Here is a 23,745-nt window from a genome sequence, read left to right as displayed (position 1 = left end):
CTATGTCCGTACTCGATCTGAACGCCCTTAATGCATTACCCAAAGTCGAACGCGTGCTCGCGTTGGCGGAAACCAACGGTCAGCTGGAAAAGCTGAGCGCTGAAGAGCGTGTCGCCTGGGCGCTGGAAAATCTGCCGGGCGAGTATGTGCTTTCCTCAAGCTTCGGCATTCAGGCGGCAGTGAGTCTGCATCTGGTGAACCAGCTGCGTCCGGACATCCCGGTTATTCTCACCGACACTGGCTATCTCTTTCCGGAGACGTATCAGTTTATTGACGAACTGACCGACAAGCTGAAGCTCAACCTGAAGATTTATCGCGCTGAGCAAAGTCCGGCGTGGCAGGAAGCACGCTACGGCAAGCTGTGGGAGCAGGGCGTTGAGGGCATTGAGCAATACAATGAGATCAACAAAGTCGAGCCGATGAACCGGGCGTTAAAAGAGTTGAATGCGCAGACCTGGTTTGCGGGCCTGCGTCGTGAACAGTCCGGCAGCCGCGCGAATTTACCTGTGCTCGCGATTCAGCGAGGCGTCTTTAAAATCTTGCCAATCATCGACTGGGATAACCGAACGGTTTACCAGTATCTGCAAAAGCACGGCCTGAAATACCACCCGCTGTGGGATCAGGGCTATCTTTCCGTCGGCGATACCCACACCACCCGTAAATGGGAGCCGGGCATGGCAGAAGAAGAAACACGCTTCTTTGGGCTTAAACGTGAATGCGGGTTGCACGAAGGGTGATGTTTTGCCGGGCGGCACTCTGTTCGCCCGGCCTACAAAACCCGTAGGCCCGGTAAGGCGTAAGCCGCCACCGGGCAATCAGTGAAGCCGGAAGAGATTTAGCCTTTCTTCGCCTTTGCCAGCTCTTTCACCAAAGGCAGCATGATTTTCACCACGTCGCGCCCGCGGTGCTCGATGCGACCCGGCAGAGCTTTATCGATGTATTGTTGGTTGTCGAGGCGGACGTTATGCCAGCTGGTGCCATCAGGGAAAGCGTGGCTTTTAGCGCGCTGCTGGAAACCGTCTTTTTTGCCAAGTAACCAGTTGGTCGCTTCAACGGAGAGGACCGGAATGCCTGCCTGATCGAAAACGGCCGCGTCATTGCAGCATCCGGTGCCTTTCGGGAAGCTGGCGTTGAGGCCTGGGTTCATGGCAGCCTGAATACCGTGGCTGCGAGCGATGCTTATCGCCCGGTCACGCGTCAGTTTACGCACGGAGGCCGGCGTGGATTTCCCGCTGTTAAAATAGAGCTTATCGCCTACCACCAGATTATCGAGATTAATAACCAGCAGGGTGTTTTTCCTTTCCCCGGCGCTCATGCGCGACAGCAGATTGTCGGCACCCAGCTTGCCTTCTTCTTCCCCGCTGGTGGCGACAAAGCGAATGCCGTATTGGGTGGGAATGTCCTTCAGGCGCTCTGCCAGCTCCAGCATTACGCCAACGCCCATCGCATTATCGTCAATGCCCTGCAGCGTCAGGCCGCCAAGGTTGTTTTCCGTGTCGGCATCGCTGTGCGGCGCGTAGGTGTCGAGATGCGCCATCACGATAATTTGCTGACTGGCTTTTCCTTCGTGGGCGGCGATCACCGTACTGCCGGTGATTTTGTGCCAGTTCTGACGTTTATCTTTGCTGGTATAAATAAAGCGGCTGGTAAAGGTGCGGATATCGCTTTCGTAACCCATCTGCGCGAACTGCTGACGCACGTAATCCGCTGAGAGCATCTCTGCCGGGCTACCGGTCATACGGCCGGGAAAATAGGTCGCGATATAGCGGGCCTGCTGGTTGGCAATGTTACCAACGGGAAGCGATGCGGCAAAAACGGGAGCCGTTAAACATGCGCCTAACGCCAGAGGAAAGAGGCGGCGGCACAAGGCGGAAAACATAGTGTGTCCTTACGTCAGGGCAAAATAATAAACCGTTCTAGTATGAAACTGTGACCGATTTAACACAATTTCATTTCTTCTTAAACGGATGAAATAAGCCGCGTTAAGCACTTTTTGGCATTTGCATTTCCGGGGTGTTATTCCTTTGCGGAACTACTCATTCCATTTCGTAATTTCATTTGCTCAGAGCCTCCCCCTATAGTCCCCCTATGCTGAATGTAACTGAGTTGTAGCGCTGTGGACTATTTACCTCTCTTTGCCACTTTGAAAGGCCGCCCTGTTCTGGTGATCGGCGGCGGTGACGTGGCGGCCCGAAAAATCCTCCTGCTGCGGCGGGCCGGGGCAGAGGTGCGTCTGGTGGCGCGACAGCTCTGTGCAGAACTCAGCGAACAGGTTAACGAGCAGGCCATTGTCTGGCTTGCTGAAGAATTCGATGAAACGCAGATTGATCCGGTGTTTCTGGTGATTGCCGCCACCGACGATCGTGAGCTGAACCAGCGCGTCTATGAGGCGGCTAACGCCCGCCAGCGGCTGGTGAACGTTGTCGATAATCAGCCGCTGTGCTCCTTTATCTTCCCGTCGATTGTCGACAGATCGCCTTTACTGGTGGCGATCTCTTCCGGCGGCACCGCGCCCGTGCTGGCGCGCCTGCTGCGCGAAAAAATTGAAGCGCTGTTGCCAACAAGCCTTGGGCGAATGGCGCAGAAGGCGAGCTTCTGGCGACACCATATTCAGACGCGTTTGCAGACGGTTGCGGAACGTCGCCGCTTCTGGGAGCGCGTGTTCACGGGGCGGTTTGCCAGCCTGATGGTGGCCGGGAATGAAGCGGCGGCTCAGCAGGCGCTGGAGGATGAGCTGAATCAGCCTGAACGCAAAATTGGTGAAATCGTATTGGTTGGCGCGGGCCCGGGCGATGCAGGTCTGCTGACGCTGCGCGGCTTGCAGGTGATTCAGCAGGCTGACGTCGTGTTTTACGACCATCTGGTCAGCGAAGGCGTGCGGGAGCTGGTGCGGCGTGATGCGGAGATGATCTGCGTCGGCAAACGTGCAGGCACCCACAGCGTCCCGCAGCATGAGACCAACCGGATGCTGGTGGAAGCGGCGCAGGCAGGAAAAAACGTGGTGCGCCTGAAGGGCGGCGATCCGTTTATTTTTGGCCGCGGCGGCGAAGAGTTACAGGCTGCCGCCGAAGCCGGCATTCCTTTTCAGGTCGTGCCGGGCGTCACGGCAGCAGCAGGGGCCACGGCTTATGCCGGGATCCCGCTGACCCATCGCGATTTCGCCCAGAGCGTGACCTTTGTTACCGGACATTACAAAGCCGACAGCACCCCGTTTGACTGGGCACAGCTGGCACAGAGCCGCCAGACGCTGGCTATCTATATGGGCACCATGAAGGCGGCTGAAATCAGCCAGCAGCTTATTCAGCACGGGCGAGACAGCCTGACGCCGGTGGCGGTGATCAGCCGCGGTACCCGGGCCGATCAGCAGGTGACCGTCGGCACCTTACAACAACTCGAAAGCCTCGCGAAAGATGCCCCAATGCCAGCGCTGCTGGTGGTGGGTGAAGTGGTGCAGCTGCATCATCAACTTGCCTGGTTTCAACACAACCTACAGCAGGAGGGATTCAACTCTTCTGTGGTGAATCTGGCTTAAGGAACGGTTATGGACCAAAAACGACTCACTCACCTGCGGCAGCTGGAGGCGGAAAGCATCCATATCATCCGCGAGGTGGCAGCAGAATTCTCCAACCCGGTGATGATGTACTCCATCGGCAAAGACTCCAGCGTGATGCTGCACCTGGCGCGTAAGGCGTTCTATCCGGGAACCCTGCCGTTCCCGCTGCTGCACGTGGATACGGGCTGGAAATTCCGTGAGATGTACGAGTTCCGCGACCGTACCGCCAAAGCCTATGGCTGTGAGCTGCTGGTGCATAAAAACCCGGAAGGCGTGGCGATGGGCATTAACCCGTTTGTCCACGGCAGCGCCAAGCACACCGACATCATGAAGACCGAAGGTCTGAAGCAGGCGCTGAACAAATATGGCTTTGATGCCGCGTTCGGCGGGGCACGCCGCGACGAAGAGAAGTCCCGCGCCAAAGAGCGTATTTACTCCTTCCGCGATCGCTTCCACCGCTGGGATCCGAAAAATCAGCGTCCTGAGCTGTGGCACAACTACAACGGTCAGATTAACAAAGGCGAAAGCATTCGCGTCTTCCCGCTCTCTAACTGGACCGAGCTGGATATCTGGCAGTATATCTATCTGGAAAATATTGAAATTGTTCCACTGTATCTGGCCGCACCGCGCCCGGTGCTGGAGCGCGACGGGATGCTGATGATGATCGACGACGATCGCATCGATTTACAGCCGGGCGAGGTGATCAAGCAGCGTATGGTGCGTTTCCGTACGCTGGGCTGCTGGCCGCTCACCGGTGCGGTGGAGTCCGAAGCGCAGACCTTACCGGAAATTATTGAAGAGATGCTGGTGTCGACCACCAGTGAACGACAGGGTCGCGTGATTGACCGCGACCAGGCAGGCTCCATGGAGCTGAAGAAACGCCAGGGTTATTTCTAAGGAGCCGCCATGAACACAACGATTGCACAACAGATTGCCGATGAAGGCGGCGTGGAAGCGTATCTGCACGCCCAGCAGCACAAAAGCCTGCTGCGTTTCCTGACCTGCGGCAGCGTGGATGACGGCAAAAGTACGCTGATTGGTCGCCTGCTGCACGATACCCGCCAGATTTATGAAGATCAGCTCTCTTCGCTGCACAATGACAGCAAGCGTCACGGTACTCAGGGCGAAAAGCTCGACCTGGCGCTGCTGGTAGATGGCCTCCAGGCTGAACGCGAGCAGGGCATCACCATTGACGTGGCGTATCGCTACTTTTCTACCGAAAAGCGCAAGTTCATCATCGCGGACACCCCGGGCCACGAACAGTACACCCGCAATATGGCGACCGGTGCGTCCACCTGCGATCTCGCTATCCTGCTGATGGACGCGCGTAAAGGCGTGCTCGATCAAACTCGTCGTCACAGCTTCATTTCCACATTGCTGGGCATTAAGCATCTGGTGGTGGCGGTGAACAAAATGGATCTCGTTGGTTATAGCGAAGAGACGTTCAATGAGATCCGCGAAGCTTATCTGACCTTTGCAGAGCAGCTGCCAGGCGAGCTGGACATTCGTTTCGTACCGCTGTCGGCACTGGAAGGGGATAACGTCGCCAGCCAGAGCGAAAAAATGCCGTGGTACAGCGGCCCGACGCTGCTTGAAGTACTGGAAACCGTGCAGATTCAGCGCGTGGTGGAAAGCCAGCCGCTGCGCTTCCCGGTGCAGTACGTCAACCGTCCGAATCTCGACTTTCGCGGCTTCTCCGGGACGCTTGCGTCCGGTACGGTCACCGTCGGCCAGCGTGTGAAAGTGCTGCCGTCGGGCGTGGAATCCGCCGTGGCGCGTATCGTCACTTTTGACGGCGATCTGCAACAGGCAGCCGCCGGGGAAGCGATCACCCTGGTGCTGAAGGATGAAATCGACATCAGTCGCGGTGATCTGCTGGTGGACGTCAGCGAAACGCTGCCTGCCGTGCAAAGCGCCAGCGTGGACGTAGTGTGGATGGCTGAACAGCCACTGCAGCCGGGTCAGAGTTATGAAATTAAAATTGCCGGGAAGAAAACCCGCGCGCGCGTAGACGGCATTCAGTATCAGGTGGATATCAATAACCTGACCCAGCGCGAAGTGACCAGCCTGCCGCTGAACGGCATTGGCCTGGTGGATTTGACCTTCGATGAACCGCTGGTGCTGGATAAGTATCAGCAAAACCCGGTGACCGGCGGGCTTATCTTTATCGATCGCCTGAGCAACGTGACGGTCGGTGCCGGGATGGTACGTGAGCCGCAGCAGCAGAGCACAGCGGCAGGCAGCAGTGAATTCAGCGCCTTTGAGCTGGAGCTGAACGCGCTGGTGCGTAAGCACTTCCCGCACTGGGGCGCACGCGATCTGCTGGGAGGCCAGTGATGGCGCAGCATGACGAAAACGTCGTCTGGCACGCCCATCCCGTAACGCCGTCTCAGCGCGAACAGCACCACGGGCATCGCGGAGTTGTGCTGTGGTTTACCGGGCTTTCGGGCTCGGGAAAATCCACGGTCGCCGGGGCGCTGGAAGAGGCGCTGCATGAGCTTGGCGTCAGCACTTATCTGCTGGATGGCGATAACGTGCGTCACGGACTGTGCAGCGATTTGGGCTTCAGCGATGACGATCGCAAAGAGAACATTCGCCGCGTTGGGGAAGTTGCAAAGCTGATGGTGGAGGCGGGACTGGTCGTGTTGACCGCCTTTATCTCTCCGCACCGTGCGGAAAGGCAGATGGTACGGGATCGTGTAGGAGAAGGGCGTTTTATCGAAGTGTTCGTCGACACGCCGCTGGCCGTATGTGAAACCCGCGATCCGAAAGGCCTGTATAAGAAAGCCCGCGCCGGTGAACTGCGTAATTTCACCGGCATTGACTCGGTTTATGAAGCCCCGGAAAAGGCAGATATTCACCTCAATGGCGAACAATTGGTAACAAATTTGGTTAACCAATTATTAGACCTGCTGAGACAGGGCGATATTATCAGATCCTGAGACCGGGCCGGTTTTCCGGCCAGTCAGGAAACAGGATTTGATATGCGCAATGCCCAGAACATTACCATCACTCATACAGAACCCATGACAATGGACACCGAAGAGACCACCTGGTCTTTGTCCGGCGCGGTCGTGGGTTTTGTCGCATGGCTATTGGCGCTCGGTATTCCCTTTTTGTTTTATGGCAGCAACACGCTGTTCTTCTTCCTCTACACCTGGCCCTTCTTTCTGGCGCTGCTGCCCGTTTCTGTGGTGATCGGCATCGCTTTGCACTCGCTGATGAACGGCAAACTCCTCTACAGTATTGTGGTGACGCTGATAACGGTCGCGGCTCTCTTTGGCCTGCTGTTCCTGTGGTTACTGGGTTAAGCGCGCCCGGAAGTGCATTCGATTTGATTGGACCTACGACTCCCGAGACAAAATGTGGTACATTTCCCGCGATACGCGGCATCGTCCGCAGGCCTGGGTAGAGCACTCCGGCAAGTTTTGGGATGATGATGCCGTTTTTTTGGGGGCAGGATGGGTAAATTAACGCTGCTGTTGCTGGCACTTCTGGTCTGGCTGCAGTACTCACTGTGGTTCGGCAAGAACGGTCTGCACGACTACAGCCGCGTCAACGACGACGTGGCGGCTCAGCAGGCAACCAACGCCAAACTTAAAGCGCGCAACGATCAGCTTTTTGCCGAAATTGACGACCTCAACGGCGGCCAGGAAGCTATCGAAGAACGCGCTCGCAACGAGCTCAGCATGACTCGTCCGGGCGAAACGTTTTATCGTCTGGTGCCGGATGCGTCCAAACGCAATCAGAGTCAGAGCTCTGGGCGGAATAATCAATAAATTCAAGCCAGGATAACCGCATGGCAGCCACTTTTCCGGGCGTTTGCGCCGTGGTGCCGGCAGCCGGTTTTGGCCGCCGTATGCAAACGGAATGCCCGAAGCAATATCTCTCAATCGGTAACAAAACGATTCTCGAACACGCGGTAGCCGCCTTGCTGGCCCATCCGCGGGTTGAACGCGTCATCATCGCCATCAGCGACGGCGACGCCCGCTTTCAGCAGCTTTCTCTCGCCAGCCACCCGCAAATTACCGTCGTTGAAGGCGGCATCGAGCGTGCCGATTCCGTCCTGGCGGGCCTGCGTGCAGCAGGCGATGCCGAATGGGTGCTGGTACACGATGCAGCGCGTCCATGCCTGCATCAGGACGATCTGGCGAATTTACTCGCCCTGAGCGAAACCAGCCGCGTCGGCGGCATTCTTGCGGCCCCGGTTCGCGATACCATGAAACGTGCCGAACCCGGTAAAGAGGCGATTGCCCATACCGTCGATCGCACCGATCTCTGGCACGCGCTGACGCCGCAGTTTTTCCCTCGCGAACTTCTTTTTGACTGCCTGACCCGGGCGCTTAATGAAGGCGCGACGATCACGGATGAAGCCTCGGCGCTGGAATATTGTGGCTTCCATCCTGAGCTTGTCGCCGGACGCGCTGATAATATTAAAGTGACCCGCCCGGAAGATTTGCGGCTGGCAGAATTTTACCTTACCCGTAGTGGACTTCAGGAGCAGGCATAATGCGAATTGGACACGGTTTTGACGTACACGCTTTTGGTGGCGAAGGCCCGATTATCATTGGCGGCGTACGCGTACCTTATGAAAAAGGCCTGCTGGCTCACTCTGATGGCGACGTCGCGCTGCATGCGCTAACCGACGCCCTTCTCGGCGCGGCGGCATTGGGCGATATCGGCAAACTGTTCCCCGACACCGACCCGGCTTTCAAAGGCGCCGACAGCCGTGAGCTGCTGCGTGAGGCCTGGCGTCGCATTCAGGCCAAAGGCTATACGCTTGGTAACGTCGACGTCACCATCATCGCTCAGGCCCCAAAAATGTTGCCGCACATCCCACAGATGCGCGTGTTTATCGCCGAAGATTTAGGCTGCCATATGGATGACGTGAACGTCAAAGCCACGACGACTGAAAAACTCGGTTTTACCGGACGCAGCGAAGGCATCGCCTGCGAAGCGGTGGCCCTGTTGCACAAGGCTCGCTCATGATTGCGTTCGACGACCTCACTTATCTCCACGGTAAACCGCTGGGTCATGGGCTGCTGAAGGCCAACCCGGAAGACTTTCTGGTGGTTGAAGACTTAGGCTTTTCACCGGATGGCGAAGGCGAACACCTGCTGGTGCGCATTCTGAAAAACGGCTGTAACACCCGCTTTGTCGCCGACGCGCTGGCGAAATTCCTCAAAGTTCACGCCCGTGAAGTGAGCTTTGCCGGGCAGAAGGACAAACATGCCGTCACTGAACAGTGGATCTGCATACGTCTGCCGGGCAAAGAGATGCCTGATTTAAGCAAATTTGAGCTTGAGGGCTGTAAAGTCCTGGAGTACGCCCGCCACAAGCGCAAGCTGCGCCTTGGTGCGCTCAAGGGAAACGCTTTTACCCTCGTGCTGCGTGAAGTCAGCGACCGTGCGGACGTCGAGACACGTCTACAGGCGATTGCCGACAAAGGCGTTCCGAACTATTTTGGCGCTCAGCGTTTCGGCATCGGCGGCAGCAATTTGCAGGGCGCACTGCGCTGGGCACAGAGCGATGCGCCGGTGCGCGATCGTAATAAACGCAGTTTCTGGTTGTCGGCGGCCCGCAGTGCGTTGTTTAATCAGCTGGTCAGCGTGCGTTTAAAAAAACCGGACTTTAATCAAGTTGTTGACGGCGATGCGCTACAATTAGCGGGACGCGGCAGCTGGTTTGTGGCAACGGATGAAGAGCAATCTGAACTTCAGTCCCGCGTTGATAACCGTGACCTGATGATTACCGCCTCGCTGCCGGGCAGCGGCGAGTGGGGCACCCTGCGGGCAGCGCTGGATTTTGAGCAACAAACGCTCGCGGACGAAACGCTGTTGCAGACTTTATTGCTGCGTGAAAAAGTAGAAGCGGCGCGACGCGCTATGCTGCTCTACCCGCAACAGCTGAGCTGGAACTGGTGGGATGACGTCACCGTTGAGGTGCGTTTCTGGCTGCCGGCAGGCAGCTTTGCTACCAGTGTGGTAAGGGAACTTATCAACACAACAGGTGATTATGCGAATATTGCTGAGTAACGATGACGGGATCCACGCGCCGGGGATCCAGACCCTGGCGAAAGCCTTGCGCGAGTTTGCCGAGGTTCAGGTTGTTGCACCCGATCGTAACCGCAGTGGGGCGTCTAATTCGCTGACCCTGGAATCTTCTCTTCGTACTTTTACGTTCGACAATGGTGACATCGCCGTGCAGATGGGCACGCCAACGGACTGCGTGTTTCTCGGCGTCAACACGTTGATGCGCCCGCGTCCGGATGTGGTTGTCTCCGGCATTAACGCCGGGCCGAACCTTGGCGATGACGTGATTTATTCCGGTACGGTCGCCGCAGCAATGGAAGGCCGCCATCTTGGCTTCCCGGCGCTTGCGGTTTCGCTGAACGGCTACAAACACTATGACACCGCTGCCGCCGTGACCTGTTCTATCCTGAGGGCGCTGGCTCGTGAACCCCTGCGCACCGGGCGCATTCTCAACATCAACGTGCCGGATCTTCCTCTTTCAGAAATCAAAGGGATCCGCGTCACGCGCTGCGGCAGCCGACATCCGGCGGACAAAGTGATTCCGCAGCAGGATCCGCGCGGCAATACCCTTTACTGGATTGGTCCGCCGGGCGAGAAGTGCGATGCCGGACCGGACACGGATTTTGCCGCCGTAGATGAAGGCTATGTTTCCGTGACGCCGCTGCACGTTGATTTAACCGCTCACAGCGCCCAGGAGGTTGTCTCCGGCTGGCTGGATCGTGTGGGAGTAGGCGAGGAATGGTGAGTCAACGCGTACAAAGTCTTCTTAATCAGCTGCGAAATCAGGGGATCGCCAATGAGCAGGTGCTCGATGCGATCGCCCGGGTGCCGCGCGAAAAGTTTATTGATGAAGCCTTTGAACACAAAGCGTGGGAGAACGTCGCGCTGCCGATTGGTCAGGGGCAAACCATCTCGCAGCCGTATATGGTGGCGAGAATGACCGAATTGCTGGAGCTGACGCCGGAGTCGCGCGTGCTGGAAATTGGCACGGGCTCGGGTTATCAGACGGCAATTCTGGCGCAGCTGGTTCATCACGTCTGTTCGGTCGAGCGCATTAAAAGCCTGCAATGGCATGCGCGGCGGCGCCTGAAGCAGCTTGATTTACACAATGTTTCAACTCGCCATGGCGATGGCTGGCAAGGATGGCACGCAAGAGCGCCATTTGATGCCATTATTGTCACGGCCGCACCGCAAGAAATTCCGGCGGCGCTGATGTCGCAGCTGGATGAAGGCGGCATTCTGGTCTTACCCGTCGGCGAAGAGCAGCAGTTCCTGAAGCGCGTCCGTCGCCGGGGAGACGAATTTATTATCGATACCGTGGAAGCGGTTCGCTTTGTGCCACTGGTCAAAGGCGAGCTGGCGTAATACAGGAGTTTTCCTGTTTCTTTTAGCGCCGCTTATGGCGTAGGGTGAGCGCACTTTTTAGTGTGATTACCGTCACGTTTCACGGTTACTAAGTCACTGGCAGATAACACATTCCTGGGGGATAAATGAGCGCGGGAAGCCCTAAATTCACCGTTAGTCGCGTAGCGGCTTTATCACTGGTTTCACTTTGGCTGGCAGGATGCACATCGTCCAGTAATGCCCCCGCTCCGGTCACGTCGGTAGGTGGAATGTCGTCCGGCAGCGATTCCGGAATGTTAATTACACCGCCGCCAAAAATGGGCACTCCGGCCCAGTCGGTGCCACAGCCTCAGCCGGTTCAGACGGCTCCGGTTCAGCCGCAGATCCAGCCGATGCAACAGCAGCCCGCTGCGACAGAACAGCCGGTGCAGATTGTGAATGGTCATGCGGTCTATAACCGTAAATACGGTGATATTCCAAAAGGCAGCTATACCGGCGGTAGCACCTATACCGTTAAGCGCGGCGACACCCTGTTTTATATTGCATGGGTGACCGGCAACGATTTCCGCGACCTGGCGCAGCGCAACAATGTGCCGGAGCCGTATGCGCTGAACGTGGGGCAGGTGCTGCAGGTCGGCAATGCTTCCGGGCAGCCTATCACCGGGAATAACGCAGTAGCACAGGCCAGCGCAGAAGCCAGCGGCGCTTCGCCTGGATTAGTCTCAAAACCTGCACAAAATTCCTCCGCAGTGGTTGCGTCTAAACCAACAATTACGTATTCTGAGGATTCAGGTGAACAAAGTGCTAACAAAATGTTGCCTAACAATAAGCCTTCGACTACGGTCGTCGCGCCTGTCACGGCACCCGCTGTCAGCACTACCCAACCGACTGCAAGCTCTACGTCTACCAGTTCGCCAATCTCCTCCTGGCGCTGGCCGACCGACGGTAAAATCATCGAAAACTTTAGTGGCGGCGATGGCGGCAATAAAGGGATCGATATTGCAGGCAGTAAGGGACAGGCTATCGTCGCGACCGCAGATGGGCGCGTTGTGTATGCCGGTAACGCACTGCGCGGTTACGGTAATCTTATTATCATCAAACACAACGATGATTACCTGAGCGCCTACGCCCATAACGATACTATGCTGGTCCGGGAACAACAGGAAGTGAAGGCGGGGCAGAAAATCGCTACCATGGGTAGCACCGGAACCAGTTCTACACGCTTGCATTTTGAAATTCGTTACAAGGGGAAATCCGTCAACCCGCTGCAGTATTTGCCGCAGCGATAATTAGGCGAAACAACCGTGAGGTGTGTTTCGTCCAGGGATCACGGGTAGGAGCCACCTTATGAGTCAGAATACGCTGAAAGTTCATGATTTAAATGAAGACGCGGAATTTGATGAGAACGGAGCAGAGGTTTTCGACGAGAAAGCCTTAGTAGAAGAGGAACCCAGTGATAACGACCTGGCTGAGGAAGAGCTGTTATCACAGGGCGCCACACAGCGTGTGCTGGATGCGACTCAGCTTTACCTTGGGGAGATTGGTTACTCTCCACTGCTAACAGCCGAAGAAGAAGTCTATTTTGCACGACGCGCGCTGCGTGGTGACGTTGCCTCCCGCCGCCGGATGATTGAAAGTAACCTGCGTCTGGTGGTGAAAATTGCCCGTCGTTACAGCAATCGTGGTCTGGCTTTGCTGGATCTGATTGAAGAGGGCAATCTGGGGCTGATTCGCGCGGTCGAAAAATTCGACCCGGAACGCGGATTTCGTTTCTCAACCTATGCAACCTGGTGGATTCGTCAGACCATTGAACGGGCAATCATGAACCAAACCCGTACTATTCGTCTGCCAATTCACATTGTCAAAGAGCTCAATGTTTATCTGCGTACCGCACGTGAGTTATCCCATAAGCTGGATCACGAGCCAAGTGCAGAAGAGATAGCTGAGCAGCTGGACAAACCGGTTGATGACGTCAGTCGTATGCTGCGTCTCAACGAGCGTATTACCTCGGTTGACACACCCCTGGGCGGTGACTCCGAAAAAGCGCTGCTGGACATCCTGGCCGATGAAAAAGACAACGGTCCGGAAGACACCACGCAGGACGATGACATGAAGCAAAGCATCGTCAAATGGCTGTTCGAACTGAACGCCAAACAGCGTGAAGTGCTGGCGCGTCGTTTCGGTTTACTGGGGTATGAAGCCGCAACGCTTGAAGATGTTGGCCGTGAAATTGGTCTGACGCGTGAACGCGTTCGCCAGATTCAGGTTGAAGGTCTGCGTCGCCTGCGTGAGATTTTGCAGGGGCAAGGGCTGAATATCGAAGCGCTTTTCCGTGAATAAATAGCGTGAATAAACCAGTTTCCATCAAAAAGGCCAGTCGAGAGACTGGCCTTTTTCTTTGGCATAGGGCCTATGCTGCTTTAGCAGGCCGGGCAAGCGCAGTGCCGCCCGGCAGCGGAGGTTACACCAGACTCTTCAATCGGTAGATCCACTCCAGCGCTTGGCGCGGCGTCAGTGAATCCGGGTCAAGATTTTCCAGTGCTTCTACGGCAGGAGACGTTTCTTCCGGTGCGGAAAGCAATGACATCTGCGTGCCGTCAACCTGCGTCGCTCCGGCATTTGGCGACAGGCTTTCCAGCTCGCGAAGTTTCTGACGCGCGCGTTTAATCACCTCTTTCGGCACGCCCGCCAGTGCAGCAACGGCAAGGCCGTAGCTCTTGCTGGCCGCGCCATCCTGCACGCTGTGCATGAAGGCGATAGTGTCGCCGTGCTCCAGCGCATCGAGATGAACGTTCGCCACGCCTTCCATTTTTTCCGGCAGCTGCGTCAGCTCGAAATAGTGGGTTGCGAACAGCGTCAGGGCTTTAATACGGTTTGCGAGGCCTTCGGCGCAGGCCCATGCGAGAGAAAGGCCATCGTACGTTGAGGTTCCGCGGCCGATCTCATCCATCAGCACCAGGCTCTGCTCGGTGGCATTGTGCAGAATATTTGCGGTTTCTGTCATCTCAACCATAAAGGTAGAGCGACCGCTGGCAAGATCGTCCGCTGCGCCGACGCGGGTAAAGATCCTGTCTATCGGGCCGATCTCCACTTTCTGCGCCGGAACGTAGCTGCCGATATAGGCCAGCAGGGCAATCAGCGCGGTCTGGCGCATATAGGTACTTTTACCGCCCATGTTCGGCCCGGTGATGATCAGCATCCGGCGCTGCGGTGACAGATTTAGCGGGTTGGCGATAAACGGCTCATTTAGCACCTGTTCGACGACCGGATGACGGCCTTCGGTGATGCGAATGCCGGGCTTGTCGCTGAACGTTGGGCAGCAGTAGTTCAGAGCTTCTGCACGTTCCGCAAGGTTCACCAGAACATCGAGCTCAGCCAGCGCCGCTGCGCTTTGCTGCAGTTCCGCCAGGTGCGGCAGCAGCAGGTCGAACAGTTCATCATAGAGCTGTTTTTCCAGCGCCAGCGCTTTGCCTTTCGATGTCAGCACTTTGTCTTCGTACTCTTTGAGTTCCGGAATGATATAGCGCTCGGCGTTCTTCAGAGTCTGGCGGCGAACGTAATGAATCGGTGCCATGTGGCTCTGACCACGGCTTATCTGAATGTAGTATCCGTGAACGGCGTTATAGCCTACCTTCAGCGTATCCAGCCCAAGGCGTTCGCGTTCGCGAATCTCCAGCCTGTCGAGGTAGTCCGTTGCGCCATCGGCCAGCGCACGCCACTCATCCAGCTCTTCATGATAGCCCGGCGCAATGACGCCACCGTCGCGAACCAGCACCGGCGGCGTTTCGATGATCGAACGTTCTAGCAGTTCGCGAAGCTCGGTGAATTCCCCCATCGCTTCACGTAGTTTTTGCACGGGAGCGCTGTCCACGCTCATCAGCTGTTCGCGCAATTCCGGCAACTGCTGGAAGGCGTGGCGCATACGGGCTAAATCACGCGGGCGCGCTGTACGCAGGGCGAGGCGTGCAAGAATACGCTCCAGGTCGCCAACCTGGCGCAGAACCGGCTGCAGTTCATCATAGCGATCCTGTAATGCGCCGAGCGTTTGCTGACGCTCGATAAGAACTTTTGTATCGCGCACGGGCATATGCAGCCAGCGTTTCAGCATGCGGCTGCCCATTGGCGTCACGGTGCGATCCAGCACGGCGGCCAGCGTGTTTTCGATGCCGCCCGCCAGATTCTGGGTAATTTCCAGATTCCGGCGCGTTGCCGCATCCATGATGATGCTGTCCTGCTGGCGCTCCATGGTGATGGAACGAATATGCGGCAGGGAAGTGCGTTGGGTGTCTTTCACATACTGTAATAAGCAACCCGCAGCGCACAGGCCACGCGGCGCATTTTCCACGCCAAAACCAACGAGGTCGCGCGTGCCGAACTGCAGGTTTAGCTGCTGGCGTGCGGTATCAATTTCGAATTCCCACAGCGGGCGACGGCGCAGGCCACGTCGGCCTTCAATCAGCGCCGTTTCGGCAAAGTCTTCCGCGTAAAGCAGCTCAGCAGGATTGGTACGCTGGAGCTCTGCCGCCATGGTTTCCCGGTCTGCGGGCTCGCTCAGGCGAAAGCGACCGGAGCTGATGTCCAGCGTAGCATAGCCGTAGCCTTTACTGTCCTGCCAGATGGCGGCCAGCAGGTTATCCTGGCGCTCCTGCAACAGCGCTTCATCGCTGATGGTGCCAGGCGTGACGATGCGGACGACTTTACGCTCGACGGGGCCTTTGCTGGTGGCCGGGTCGCCAATCTGCTCACAGATGGCGGCTGACTCACCAAGATTGACGAGCTTAGCGAGGTAGTTTTCAACGGCATGATGCGGCACGCCCGCCATCGGAATGGGCTCACCTGCGGATGCCCCGCGTTTGGTTAGCGAGATATCGAGCAGCTGCGAAGCGCGTTTGGCGTCGTCGTAAAATAACTCGTAAAAATCGCCCATGCGGTAAAAGAGCAGGATTTCCGGATGCTGGGCTTTCAGCTTCAGGTACTGCTGCATCATCGGCGTGTGGGCGTCTAAATTGTCGAGTGTGCTCATGGAGTTATGATGTCCATTTCGTTGAAAAACAATAATATTCAGGCATTTTATATGCAAAATCGTTGCGGTCATTGTCGCATGAACGCGCCTGTTCTCGCAGTAAAATCTGCACTTGAAGCGAGCCTGAAATTTCAACAAAAAGTGACGAAATCTGGCCTTAGTCCAGTGTGTGAACCGGCTTTTGCTCAGACTGTAAAATCAGCTGCCCGTGCTTAATGGTTACTGACACGCATGCGCCGGTAGGGAAACCCGCCTCTTTTAGCCAGTTCCCGCTCAACACCAGGCTTGGATGAAGGCTATAACGGCGTGTACGTCCCGTTTTGGGATCCTGGTGGCGCTTCCTGACATAGCCGACCTTGATCCGGCGTGCGGATTTGGCTTCCTCTTTTATCAGCGTAACGGGTGGATTCATGTCGCTTCACTCCTTTTTTTGTATGGGAAGAATACGTAAGGGGTGGATGTAAAAACAGGTGTTCGTGAAACATATCTCAGAATTGCGTAGCGGCTTCCACGGCAAATGAAATTGATCTGATGTTTCATGCTGAACTGGAAGGTTGCCCGGTATAAGGCCGAAAAGTACGCGTCTGTTTTGCCAACGCCATGGTACGAAACGCGATCATTACGCCGGGAATGAGCGAAAACCATAGGGTCCCCTGCATTCCGGGACGAGTATTCAGCCAGGCCCAGGTAAAAGGTGAGGCCGCCGCCAGAAGCTGTGCCGGGATAAGCAATATGCCCGTGCACCCGGCATAAACCCTGAGCCGGGGCATTGCCGAAGTGGTGTGGCTGCTCGCATAACAATTAAAAGCTTTGGTGTTGTTTCATCAACGCGTTTTCCTTCATGCATCATGGATCGCTTTTTGGACAGGCATTGATCCAGAGAATGGAATGGCGGCACCTGAACAGGTATCATCAATGCAACTTATAGACCGGAGAATCCTGATGACCGCAAGCCGTATTGGCCGGGAAAAGCTGACTATCCGCCGGATGATAGCGCTCTACGCCCGGCGCTGTCCGCAGGCGTTGCAGGACGAAGAGCACTATCAGGCGCTGAACGCCTACGCGGATAAGCGGCTGGATAAATGCGTCTTTGGTGAGGAGAAACCCGCCTGCAAGCAGTGCCCGGTGCATTGCTATCAGCCCGCAAAGCGGGAAGAGATGAAGCAGATTATGCGCTGGGCAGGGCCGAGAATGCTGTGGCGGCATCCGATCCTGACGATCCTGCATTTGCTCGACGATCGTCGTGCAGTGCCCGAGTTGCCGGAGAAATATCGGCCAAAGAAACGGGGAAACACGCCGTAGCATACACGGCGTGTCTGGTACTTAAGCGCGGGTGGCGAGCAGAATAGCCGAAGCTTTGATCAGGGCAATGACACGGCTGCCGGCAGTGAGCTTCATCTCATGCTGGCTCTCGTTGGTGATTACGGCGACAAGCTCAAACCCGGCATCCGTTTTGATATGTACCGTTGCGTTTACCGCGCCTTCCGTCACCTGCGAAACGCTGCCGGCAAACTGATTGCGCGCAGAGAATTTCAGGCCGCAGTCTTCGCTGGCAAGGGTTACCCACGGCGCTTTGATCAGCGCCACGGCTTCCTTACCTGCAACAAGACCGAGCGCCTGCTGACTGCTGTGGGTGACGATCGCCACAAGCTTTGCCCCGTCCGCGAGGGTCAATTCAACTTCGTCGTTCACTGCGCCCGATGCGACGGCGCTGACTTTCCCGCTAAGCTGATTGCGTGCTGATACTGACATATTGCCTCCTTTCTTTGAGTGTGCAGGTTTTATAGCCCGTCACGGTGATTTACACCAGTGCGTCTTTCTCAATGCCGAGACGTTTCATCCGGGAAAGCAGCGTCGTACGCTTGAGCCCAAGACGCTGCGCAGCCCCTTTCGGTCCCGCGACCACGCCGTTCGTTTCTTTCAGTATACGAATAATTTGCTGTGCCTCGTCTTCGCCCTCAAGCTTTGGTTCTGCCGTCGGGCCGGGCGCGGTGAAGGGCATTTCGGGCTGAGAAAGTTGCAAAACGCTGCCCGGCGTCAGCAGAACAGCGCGCTCAATCACGTTTTCCAGCTCACGCACGTTACCCGGCCACGGCATCTCACTCAGCGTTTGCAGGGTACGCGCCGGGATGCTGTCAATCTGGCGACCCAGCCGACGGGCGATTTTGGTGGTGAACGCCTTCGCCAGCAGCGGGATATCGTCAGGGCGTTCGCGAAGCGGCGGAAGCTGTATGGGGAAGACGTTCAGGCGGTAATAGAGATCGCTGCGAAACAGCCGCTCTTCGACCATCTGGCGGAGATCGCGGTTGGTGGCCGCAATCAGGCGTACGTCTGTGCGAATCAGCTTATTACTGCCAAGGCGCTCAAACTCCTGTTCCTGCAACACGCGCAGCAGCTTGGGCTGCAGCTCGAGCGGCATATCGCCGACTTCATCCAGAAACAGCGAGCTTTTATCCGCCAGTTCAAAACGCCCGGCGCGCGGGGCGCTTGCGCCGGTGAACGCGCCTTTCGAGTGGCCAAACAGATCGCTTTCAATCAGCCCGGCGGGCATCGCGGCGCAGTTCATCTTGATCATTCGCTGCTCGCGGCGGCGGCTGAGATTATGGATTGCCCTCGCAATCAGCTCTTTACCGGTGCCGGTTTCGCCGAGGAGCAGCACGGTGCTGTCGCTTTGCGCCACCATCTCTACCTGGCGCAGCACGTCACGCATTGCGTCGCTGCGGCCGATGATTTCGCCAAACTCATTATCCAGCGTATTGAGCTGCTCGGTGAGCACCTTGTTCTCATCCGCCAGCCGCTCTTTCAGGCGCTGGATCTCCTGGTAGGCCAGCGCGTTATCAATCGCAATCGCCACCCGCTCGGCAATCTGGTGCAGCAGTCGGAGATTGCTGGCCGTAAAGACCTGCTTGTCGCGTTGGGCGAGCTTAAGGACGCCGAGCGTCGTGTCGCCAGACAGCAGCGGCAGCAGGCAAATGCTTTGCAGCTCGTTGCCCCACAGCGAAAAAAGCTGGCGGTCGCCCTGCGCCAGCTGCATGTCGGCCAGCGTCAGCAGCATCATCTGCTGATGCTTAAAGACCTGTTCGCTGAGCGAGCCGCTCTTTGCCACTTCGCTGACGTCATGCAGCGGCGCATCACCGTCGAGGTAATGGCTGGTATAAACGTCAAGTTTGCCCGGCTGTGGGCTTTGCAGCACCACGCTTATCGCATCAATGTGGAAGTAGTGATGCAGCGACTTCGCCACCTCGCTGACCAGCTCGTCGATATCGAGGCGCGACAGTACGGCGTTGGTGACGTCCACCAGGATGCGGAAGTTGTCCCGCTCAAGCTGCAGCTGCTGGCGGTCACTGCCCGAGCTCAGGCGACTCTGAAACTGCTCCGTGACGATAGCGACCAGCTGCGTCAGCGTTTGCAGCCTTTGCAATTCAGCATCGCTCCAGGCGGTCGGGCGGGTGCGTATGACCTCACACCCGCCGACAATTCTGCCTTCCTGAGCCAGCGGCAGCAGGGCGTAGCGGCCAAACGCACAATAGCGTTCGCATGCCGCGAGCTCCGGCCAGGCTTTGCCAAATTCGTGAAAGTCGCATTGCAGAGTGTCCGGCCGGGTAAGCAGGCGCTGCATGGGCCCCTGCGCCAGAAGGCTTTCCTCCTGAACGAGGCGGTCATTATCGTAGGGGGCGCTGGCGTGATAGCTGACGCGCTGATAGCCCGGCTGCCACAGCAGCACGGCCACGCGATCGCCAAGACCGGCCTGGCGGACGAGACGAGTCAGCGTTTCGCACACGCCGTTTAAATCGTTTTGCTGTAACAAGGCGCGGGTGATGTCGAGCAGCCCCTGCTGGCTGAGATCGCTCATTGCGGTGGTAGGCATAATGCTTGTCCTGTAGTGGCCTTAGCAGATCCGCGGCAGCGGTTCGGCGTGCGGTAAATCCAGCGTCCGGCGTACGCCATACGGCCCGGTCAAATGCACGCCTCTGCGTTCGGCGATCTCACCGATAATTGCGGCATCGCAGCCCAGCGGATGAGCCCGAAGCGTTGCCAGCGTCCGTTCGGCGGCTTCAGCGGCGACCCCGATAACCAGCTTGCCTTCGTTAGCGAAGTTCAGCGCATCGAGGCCCAACAGTTCACACACGCCTCGCACCGCGCTTTTGACTGGCAGGCGCGCTTCATGCAGCATCACGCCGCAGCCGCTGGCGGCGGCAAATTCGTGGGCAACGGCATTTACGCCGCCGCGCGTCGCATCGCGAAGGGCCTTCACGCCTGGAATATGGCGCAGCGTCTGAATCAACGGCGTGAGCACCGCGCAGTCGCTTTGCAGATCGCCATCCAGCCCAAGCTGTTCGCGCAAATTCAGGATAGCTGCGCCGTGATCGCCGAGCGTACCGCTGACCAGCAGCACGTCGCCCGGTTGCAGCCGCTGCGCGCCCCAGTGTATGTCCGCAGGAATAGCGCCGAGGCCCGCGGTGTTGATAAAGAGCTTGTCCGCGGCACCGCGCGGCACGACTTTAGTGTCACCGGTGACGATGGCGATGTCGGCGGCCCTCGCGGTCTGCGCCATGCTGTTGACGACCTTCTCCAGTAGCGCTATCTCCAGTCCTTCTTCAAGGATAAAACCGCAGGAAAGATAGCGTGGGATCGCACCGCTGACGGCGACATCGTTGGCCGTGCCGCACACCGCGAGCTTGCCGATATCCCCGCCGGGGAAGAACAGCGGGTCGATGACGTAGCTGTCGGTTGAGAAGGCCAGGCGATCGCCGTTGGCGGTAAGCGTGGCAAGATCGATACGCGCCTGATCCTCCTGCTCCTCCAGCCACGGGTTACGGAATGCCTGCATAAACAGGGAGCCTATCAGCTGCTGCATCGCCTGGCCGCCGCTGCCGTGGGCAAGTTGCACCGTTTTCATTGTTCACCTTCCTGACTTCGATACTGATACCACGCCGCGCATGCGCCTTCTGAGGAGACCATCAGCGCGCCGAAAGCGCTTTGCGGGGTACAGGTTGTGCCAAACAGCGGGCACTGATGGGGTTTGCAGCGCCCGGTGAGCACCTCGCCGCAGTGGGCACGGGGATCGTCGCTGACTTCGCGCCGCTGCGGCTGGAAATGGGCTTCGGCATCGAAGCGCTGATAGCCCGCGCTTAGCCTGACGCCGGATTCGGCAATCACGCCCAGCCCACGCCACTCGCTGTCGCCGTTGACGGTAAACACGTCGGCGATGGCCGCCTGCGCCAGCGCGTTCCCGGCATCCGGCACCACGCGACGGTACTGGTTGTCGACGTGGCTCTCTCCGGCAATTTTCTGCTCCACCAGCATGCTCACGCCCTGCAACAGGTCCAGCGGCTCAAAACCGGCTACCACCAGCGGGCGGTGAAAATCTCGGGCGATAAAATCGTAGCTCGCCGTACCAATCACCATGCTCACGTGGCCTGGTGCAAGAAACGCATCGATGCTGTTGTCGGGCTGTTCAAGCAGGCTCTTAAGCGTCGGGATAAGCGTGATGTGCTGACAGAAAAAGAAAAAGTTGGTCAGGTTTTGTGCCTTCGCCTGCTGCAGCGTGATGGCGGTGGCGGGCATCGTGGTTTCAAATCCGAGACCAAAGAACACCACTTTGCGCTGCGGGTTTTCTGCCGCCAGACGCAGGGCGTCCATCGGCGAATAAATCATGCGGATATCCGCGCCGCGCGCTTTGGCCTGCATCAGCGAGCCGTTTTTGCCCGGTACGCGCATGGCATCGCCGAAGGTGCAGAAAATCACCTCCGGGCGGCTGGCAATATCAATGCAGGTATCAATGCGGCCCATCGGCAGCACGCAGACCGGGCAGCCCGGGCCGTGAATAAACTCAATGTTCTCCGGCAGGAGTTGGTCGAGGCCAAAGCGGAAAATCGCATGCGTATGCCCGCCGCACACTTCCATAATCCGCAGCGGACGCCCTTTGCTGTAAGGCAGCTGCGGCGCTCTGCTTTTCAGGTGGGCAATCAGCTGCATCACTTTCTCCGGCTCGCGGTATTCATCAACAAAGCGCATTAGCGTTCCTCGCCCCACATCAGCGCGCCGACGTCCGGCTCTACGTCAAACATGTTCTGCAATGCCGCCAGCGTGTCGCGGGCTTCGGCTTCATCAATCACGCTCATGGCGAAACCGACGTGCACCAGCACCCACTGGCCCATGCGCGATTCGCCTTGTTCATTCACCGCGCCGACCAGCGTCAGATCGACGTCACGCTGAATGCCGCAGACGTCCACTTTCGCCTGGTTGCCGTCAATGGCGCAGATTTGCCCCGGTACGCCTATGCACATCGTTGCGCCTCCAGCCAGGCCAGCCACTCTTCCATGCCTTCGCCGCTGGTCGCGGAAATCAGGATCGTTTCAACGTCCGGGTTCACATGACGGGCGTAAGCGAGGCATTTGTCGACGTCAAAATTCAGATACGGCAGCAGATCGACCTTGTTCAGCAGCATCAGGGACGCGGCGGCAAACATCTGCGGATATTTCAGCGGCTTGTCTTCCCCTTCGGTGACGGACAGCACCGCAACTTTGTGTCGCTCGCCGAGATCGAAGCTCGCCGGGCACACCAGGTTGCCGACGTTTTCGATAAACAAAATACCGTTATCTTCGAGCGGCAGGCGCGGCGCGGCGTCGGCAATCATCTGTGCATCAAGGTGACAGCCTTTACCGGTGTTGACCTGAATCGCAGGCGTACCGGTGGCGCGAATACGGGCCGCGTCGTTGACCGTCTGCTGATCGCCTTCGATGACGGCGCACGGCACCCGATCTTTCAGGCGCTGTAGCGTTTCGGTGAGCAGGGTGGTTTTGCCGGAGCCGGGGCTCGACACCAGGTTCAGCACCAGCTGCTCGCGGGCGGCGAAACGCGCGCGGTTGCGTGCCGCAAGCTGGTTGTTTTTCGCCAGCACGTCGATTTCCACCTCCAGCATTTTGCGCTGGCTCATCCCCGGCGCATGGGTGCCCGCTTCGCCGTGGCCGTAATGCAGATCGCCCTGAGCGGACTGCTGCGGGCTAAAGTCGGATTTTATGCCGGTGATGGCCATGACCGGGCGTGATGCGGGCGCAAAGGGCGCTCCGCGAAAAGCTGAATGCGGATTGTGCTCATCGCCTTCGATATAGCGATTGCCATCCGCACAACCACAGGTTGTACACATACCTTATTCCTCAATGACTTCGATGCGCTGAATCTGGAAACCGTCATCAGCGATGATGCGTAACCGGTTACTGCCGCACTGCGGGCAGAGACGGACGTGCTGTGAGAGGATCTGCACATATTGCTGGCATTCCGGACACCAGCATTCGGCTTTCTGCTCTTCAATATGCAATGTGCATCCTTCCGCCACCGTGCCGCGGCACACCAGCTCGAAGCAGAAACTCACGGCGGAGGGTTCCACGCAGGAAAATGCTCCCACCTTTAGCCAGACCGCCGTTACGCGCGTGGCGTCATTGGCGACCGCCTGCTGTTCAACAATTTCCAGCGCCCGCTGACAAAGGGTGATTTCGTGCATAACGTCTCTCGTTGGTTTCACTCCGCCCTTCCAAGCAAGAAGCAGGCCATTTTTTATTCTATTGATTTTTATGGTTATTAAGCATTTCGTCACCTGTGAAGTGACATTACTGACGACGCATCGCCACTTATGTCGGGCTGACGAAATGCTGCTGACCACCACCGTCGTCACAATCGTCATCACGCTGACGATGACAGCGGTAATGCTGCATTGGTTTCGTTTAACTTATTGAATTTATTTCAAATGATGAAGTGGCACACAATTTGCTAAGTGAGCCGGATAATTTTTT

Annotated in this window: 26 protein-coding genes; 16 read left to right on the top strand and 10 right to left on the bottom strand. The window is 57.4% G+C overall.

What is annotated here, in order from left to right; all coding sequences use genetic code 11:
* Positions 1–2: 2 nt before the first annotated feature.
* A complete protein-coding gene (gene cysH / locus RTU33_RS16155; RefSeq protein ID WP_312628709.1) occupies positions 3–737 on the top strand; it encodes a phosphoadenosine phosphosulfate reductase in 735 nt (244 codons plus the stop codon).
* A 98-nt stretch (positions 738–835) separates the two neighbouring features.
* Here cysH and RTU33_RS16150 read toward each other — a convergent pair whose 3' ends face one another.
* Complete coding sequence (locus tag RTU33_RS16150; protein ID WP_312628708.1) at positions 836–1,879, bottom strand: aminopeptidase; 1,044 nt, start codon at positions 1,877–1,879, stop codon at positions 836–838.
* A gap of 237 nt (positions 1,880–2,116) precedes the next feature.
* Here RTU33_RS16150 and cysG point away from each other — a divergent pair, with 237 nt between their 5' ends.
* The 13 genes from cysG to rpoS all read left to right on the top strand — a co-directional run bounded on the left by cysG (position 2,117) and on the right by rpoS (position 13,269).
* Positions 2,117–3,532: a siroheme synthase CysG gene (gene cysG / locus RTU33_RS16145; RefSeq protein ID WP_312628707.1), complete on the top strand. Its 1,416-nt coding sequence runs from the start codon at positions 2,117–2,119 to the stop codon at positions 3,530–3,532.
* A gap of 9 nt (positions 3,533–3,541) precedes the next feature.
* Entirely contained in the window at positions 3,542–4,450 is a 909-nt protein-coding gene (gene cysD, locus RTU33_RS16140) for a sulfate adenylyltransferase subunit CysD (RefSeq protein ID WP_312628706.1), read from the top strand.
* A 9-nt stretch (positions 4,451–4,459) separates the two neighbouring features.
* The gene (cysN, locus tag RTU33_RS16135; RefSeq protein WP_312628705.1) at positions 4,460–5,890 is read left to right on the top strand and encodes a sulfate adenylyltransferase subunit CysN; all 1,431 of its coding nucleotides are present in this window, start codon (positions 4,460–4,462) and stop codon (positions 5,888–5,890) included.
* Positions 5,890–6,495: an adenylyl-sulfate kinase gene (gene cysC, locus RTU33_RS16130; RefSeq protein WP_312628704.1), complete on the top strand. Its 606-nt coding sequence runs from the start codon at positions 5,890–5,892 to the stop codon at positions 6,493–6,495. The genes cysN and cysC overlap by 1 nt, the downstream gene beginning before the upstream one ends.
* 42 nt (positions 6,496–6,537) lie before the next feature.
* Positions 6,538–6,864 (top strand): DUF3561 family protein, encoded by a 327-nt coding sequence (locus tag RTU33_RS16125; RefSeq protein ID WP_312628702.1) that lies wholly within the window; start codon positions 6,538–6,540, stop codon positions 6,862–6,864.
* A 150-nt stretch (positions 6,865–7,014) separates the two neighbouring features.
* Positions 7,015–7,332 carry a cell division protein FtsB gene (gene ftsB, locus RTU33_RS16120; protein ID WP_312628700.1) on the top strand — a complete coding sequence of 106 codons (318 nt, stop codon included), beginning with the start codon at positions 7,015–7,017 and terminating at the stop codon, positions 7,330–7,332.
* A 20-nt stretch (positions 7,333–7,352) separates the two neighbouring features.
* Complete coding sequence (gene ispD / locus RTU33_RS16115) at positions 7,353–8,063, top strand: 2-C-methyl-D-erythritol 4-phosphate cytidylyltransferase (RefSeq protein ID WP_312628698.1); 711 nt, start codon at positions 7,353–7,355, stop codon at positions 8,061–8,063.
* Positions 8,063–8,542 carry a 2-C-methyl-D-erythritol 2,4-cyclodiphosphate synthase gene (ispF, locus tag RTU33_RS16110; RefSeq protein WP_312628697.1) on the top strand — a complete coding sequence of 160 codons (480 nt, stop codon included), beginning with the start codon at positions 8,063–8,065 and terminating at the stop codon, positions 8,540–8,542. The genes ispD and ispF overlap by 1 nt, the downstream gene beginning before the upstream one ends.
* Positions 8,539–9,588 (top strand): tRNA pseudouridine(13) synthase TruD, encoded by a 1,050-nt coding sequence (gene truD / locus RTU33_RS16105; protein ID WP_312628696.1) that lies wholly within the window; start codon positions 8,539–8,541, stop codon positions 9,586–9,588. The genes ispF and truD overlap by 4 nt, the downstream gene beginning before the upstream one ends.
* Positions 9,569–10,330 (top strand): 5'/3'-nucleotidase SurE, encoded by a 762-nt coding sequence (surE, locus tag RTU33_RS16100; RefSeq protein ID WP_312628695.1) that lies wholly within the window; start codon positions 9,569–9,571, stop codon positions 10,328–10,330. The genes truD and surE overlap by 20 nt, the downstream gene beginning before the upstream one ends.
* Positions 10,324–10,950: a protein-L-isoaspartate(D-aspartate) O-methyltransferase gene (locus RTU33_RS16095; RefSeq protein ID WP_312628694.1), complete on the top strand. Its 627-nt coding sequence runs from the start codon at positions 10,324–10,326 to the stop codon at positions 10,948–10,950. Before surE ends, RTU33_RS16095 begins: the two co-directional genes overlap by 7 nt.
* 176 nt (positions 10,951–11,126) lie before the next feature.
* Positions 11,127–12,218 (top strand): murein hydrolase activator NlpD, encoded by a 1,092-nt coding sequence (nlpD, locus tag RTU33_RS16090; RefSeq protein WP_312628737.1) that lies wholly within the window; start codon positions 11,127–11,129, stop codon positions 12,216–12,218.
* A 58-nt stretch (positions 12,219–12,276) separates the two neighbouring features.
* The gene (gene rpoS, locus RTU33_RS16085; protein WP_032613624.1) at positions 12,277–13,269 is read left to right on the top strand and encodes an RNA polymerase sigma factor RpoS; all 993 of its coding nucleotides are present in this window, start codon (positions 12,277–12,279) and stop codon (positions 13,267–13,269) included.
* 121 nt (positions 13,270–13,390) lie between these two features.
* On the opposite strand, the gene mutS is transcribed toward rpoS, so the two are convergent.
* On the bottom strand, positions 13,391–15,952 hold the full coding sequence (gene mutS / locus RTU33_RS16080; protein ID WP_312628693.1) for a DNA mismatch repair protein MutS: 2,562 nt from the start codon (positions 15,950–15,952) through the stop codon (positions 13,391–13,393).
* 157 nt (positions 15,953–16,109) lie between these two features.
* A complete protein-coding gene (locus RTU33_RS16075) occupies positions 16,110–16,364 on the bottom strand; it encodes a SymE family type I addiction module toxin (RefSeq protein ID WP_312628692.1) in 255 nt (84 codons plus the stop codon).
* Positions 16,365–16,894: 530 nt separating this feature from the next.
* On the opposite strand from RTU33_RS16075, the gene RTU33_RS16070 reads away from it, so the two are divergent.
* On the top strand, positions 16,895–17,254 hold the full coding sequence (locus RTU33_RS16070; RefSeq protein ID WP_312628691.1) for a nitrous oxide-stimulated promoter family protein: 360 nt from the start codon (positions 16,895–16,897) through the stop codon (positions 17,252–17,254).
* A gap of 21 nt (positions 17,255–17,275) precedes the next feature.
* On the opposite strand, the gene RTU33_RS16065 is transcribed toward RTU33_RS16070, so the two are convergent.
* From RTU33_RS16065 to hypA, 7 genes are read right to left on the bottom strand one after another with little or no spacing between them, the layout of a single operon-like run.
* Entirely contained in the window at positions 17,276–17,704 is a 429-nt protein-coding gene (locus tag RTU33_RS16065; RefSeq protein ID WP_312628690.1) for a TOBE domain-containing protein, read from the bottom strand.
* Positions 17,705–17,753: 49 nt separating this feature from the next.
* Positions 17,754–19,820 carry a formate hydrogenlyase transcriptional activator FlhA gene (gene flhA, locus RTU33_RS16060; RefSeq protein WP_312628689.1) on the bottom strand — a complete coding sequence of 689 codons (2,067 nt, stop codon included), beginning with the start codon at positions 19,818–19,820 and terminating at the stop codon, positions 17,754–17,756.
* Positions 19,821–19,841: 21 nt separating this feature from the next.
* Positions 19,842–20,852, bottom strand: a complete 1,011-nt coding sequence (gene hypE / locus RTU33_RS16055; RefSeq protein ID WP_312628688.1) for a hydrogenase expression/formation protein HypE — start codon at positions 20,850–20,852, stop codon at positions 19,842–19,844.
* Positions 20,849–21,970 (bottom strand): hydrogenase formation protein HypD, encoded by a 1,122-nt coding sequence (gene hypD / locus RTU33_RS16050; protein WP_312628687.1) that lies wholly within the window; start codon positions 21,968–21,970, stop codon positions 20,849–20,851. The genes hypE and hypD overlap by 4 nt, the downstream gene beginning before the upstream one ends.
* A complete protein-coding gene (locus RTU33_RS16045) occupies positions 21,970–22,242 on the bottom strand; it encodes a HypC/HybG/HupF family hydrogenase formation chaperone (RefSeq protein WP_312628686.1) in 273 nt (90 codons plus the stop codon). The genes hypD and RTU33_RS16045 overlap by 1 nt, the downstream gene beginning before the upstream one ends.
* On the bottom strand, positions 22,233–23,102 hold the full coding sequence (hypB, locus tag RTU33_RS16040; RefSeq protein ID WP_312628684.1) for a hydrogenase nickel incorporation protein HypB: 870 nt from the start codon (positions 23,100–23,102) through the stop codon (positions 22,233–22,235). Before hypB ends, RTU33_RS16045 begins: the two co-directional genes overlap by 10 nt.
* A 3-nt stretch (positions 23,103–23,105) precedes the next feature.
* Positions 23,106–23,456 carry a hydrogenase maturation nickel metallochaperone HypA gene (hypA, locus tag RTU33_RS16035; protein ID WP_312628683.1) on the bottom strand — a complete coding sequence of 117 codons (351 nt, stop codon included), beginning with the start codon at positions 23,454–23,456 and terminating at the stop codon, positions 23,106–23,108.
* Positions 23,457–23,526: 70 nt separating this feature from the next.
* Between hypA and RTU33_RS16030 the strand changes: the two genes are divergently transcribed.
* The gene (locus tag RTU33_RS16030) at positions 23,527–23,688 is read left to right on the top strand and encodes a hypothetical protein (protein WP_312628682.1); all 162 of its coding nucleotides are present in this window, start codon (positions 23,527–23,529) and stop codon (positions 23,686–23,688) included.
* Positions 23,689–23,745: the final 57 nt, after the last annotated feature.

The sequence above is a fragment of the Scandinavium sp. genome, from assembly GCF_032012665.1.
Lineage (GTDB): Bacteria > Pseudomonadota > Gammaproteobacteria > Enterobacterales > Enterobacteriaceae > Scandinavium.
The sequence above is the reverse complement of the archived record's forward strand: the minus strand, read 5'-3'. Positions and strand labels throughout refer to the sequence as shown.

Coding starts and splice junctions, on each gene's coding strand:
- cysH (WP_312628709.1), top strand. CDS start 3: ATGTCCGTACTCGATCTGAACGCCCTTAATGCATTACCCAAAGTCGAA.
- RTU33_RS16150 (WP_312628708.1), bottom strand. CDS start 1,879: ATGTTTTCCGCCTTGTGCCGCCGCCTCTTTCCTCTGGCGTTAGGCGCA.
- cysD (WP_312628706.1), top strand. CDS start 3,542: ATGGACCAAAAACGACTCACTCACCTGCGGCAGCTGGAGGCGGAAAGC.
- cysN (WP_312628705.1), top strand. CDS start 4,460: ATGAACACAACGATTGCACAACAGATTGCCGATGAAGGCGGCGTGGAA.
- cysC (WP_312628704.1), top strand. CDS start 5,890: ATGGCGCAGCATGACGAAAACGTCGTCTGGCACGCCCATCCCGTAACG.
- RTU33_RS16125 (WP_312628702.1), top strand. CDS start 6,538: ATGCGCAATGCCCAGAACATTACCATCACTCATACAGAACCCATGACA.
- ftsB (WP_312628700.1), top strand. CDS start 7,015: ATGGGTAAATTAACGCTGCTGTTGCTGGCACTTCTGGTCTGGCTGCAG.
- ispD (WP_312628698.1), top strand. CDS start 7,353: ATGGCAGCCACTTTTCCGGGCGTTTGCGCCGTGGTGCCGGCAGCCGGT.
- ispF (WP_312628697.1), top strand. CDS start 8,063: ATGCGAATTGGACACGGTTTTGACGTACACGCTTTTGGTGGCGAAGGC.
- truD (WP_312628696.1), top strand. CDS start 8,539: ATGATTGCGTTCGACGACCTCACTTATCTCCACGGTAAACCGCTGGGT.
- surE (WP_312628695.1), top strand. CDS start 9,569: ATGCGAATATTGCTGAGTAACGATGACGGGATCCACGCGCCGGGGATC.
- RTU33_RS16095 (WP_312628694.1), top strand. CDS start 10,324: ATGGTGAGTCAACGCGTACAAAGTCTTCTTAATCAGCTGCGAAATCAG.
- rpoS (WP_032613624.1), top strand. CDS start 12,277: ATGAGTCAGAATACGCTGAAAGTTCATGATTTAAATGAAGACGCGGAA.
- mutS (WP_312628693.1), bottom strand. CDS start 15,952: ATGAGCACACTCGACAATTTAGACGCCCACACGCCGATGATGCAGCAG.
- RTU33_RS16075 (WP_312628692.1), bottom strand. CDS start 16,364: ATGAATCCACCCGTTACGCTGATAAAAGAGGAAGCCAAATCCGCACGC.
- RTU33_RS16070 (WP_312628691.1), top strand. CDS start 16,895: ATGACCGCAAGCCGTATTGGCCGGGAAAAGCTGACTATCCGCCGGATG.
- RTU33_RS16065 (WP_312628690.1), bottom strand. CDS start 17,704: ATGTCAGTATCAGCACGCAATCAGCTTAGCGGGAAAGTCAGCGCCGTC.
- flhA (WP_312628689.1), bottom strand. CDS start 19,820: ATGCCTACCACCGCAATGAGCGATCTCAGCCAGCAGGGGCTGCTCGAC.
- hypE (WP_312628688.1), bottom strand. CDS start 20,852: ATGAAAACGGTGCAACTTGCCCACGGCAGCGGCGGCCAGGCGATGCAG.
- hypD (WP_312628687.1), bottom strand. CDS start 21,970: ATGCGCTTTGTTGATGAATACCGCGAGCCGGAGAAAGTGATGCAGCTG.
- RTU33_RS16045 (WP_312628686.1), bottom strand. CDS start 22,242: ATGTGCATAGGCGTACCGGGGCAAATCTGCGCCATTGACGGCAACCAG.
- hypB (WP_312628684.1), bottom strand. CDS start 23,102: ATGTGTACAACCTGTGGTTGTGCGGATGGCAATCGCTATATCGAAGGC.
- hypA (WP_312628683.1), bottom strand. CDS start 23,456: ATGCACGAAATCACCCTTTGTCAGCGGGCGCTGGAAATTGTTGAACAG.
- RTU33_RS16030 (WP_312628682.1), top strand. CDS start 23,527: ATGGTTATTAAGCATTTCGTCACCTGTGAAGTGACATTACTGACGACG.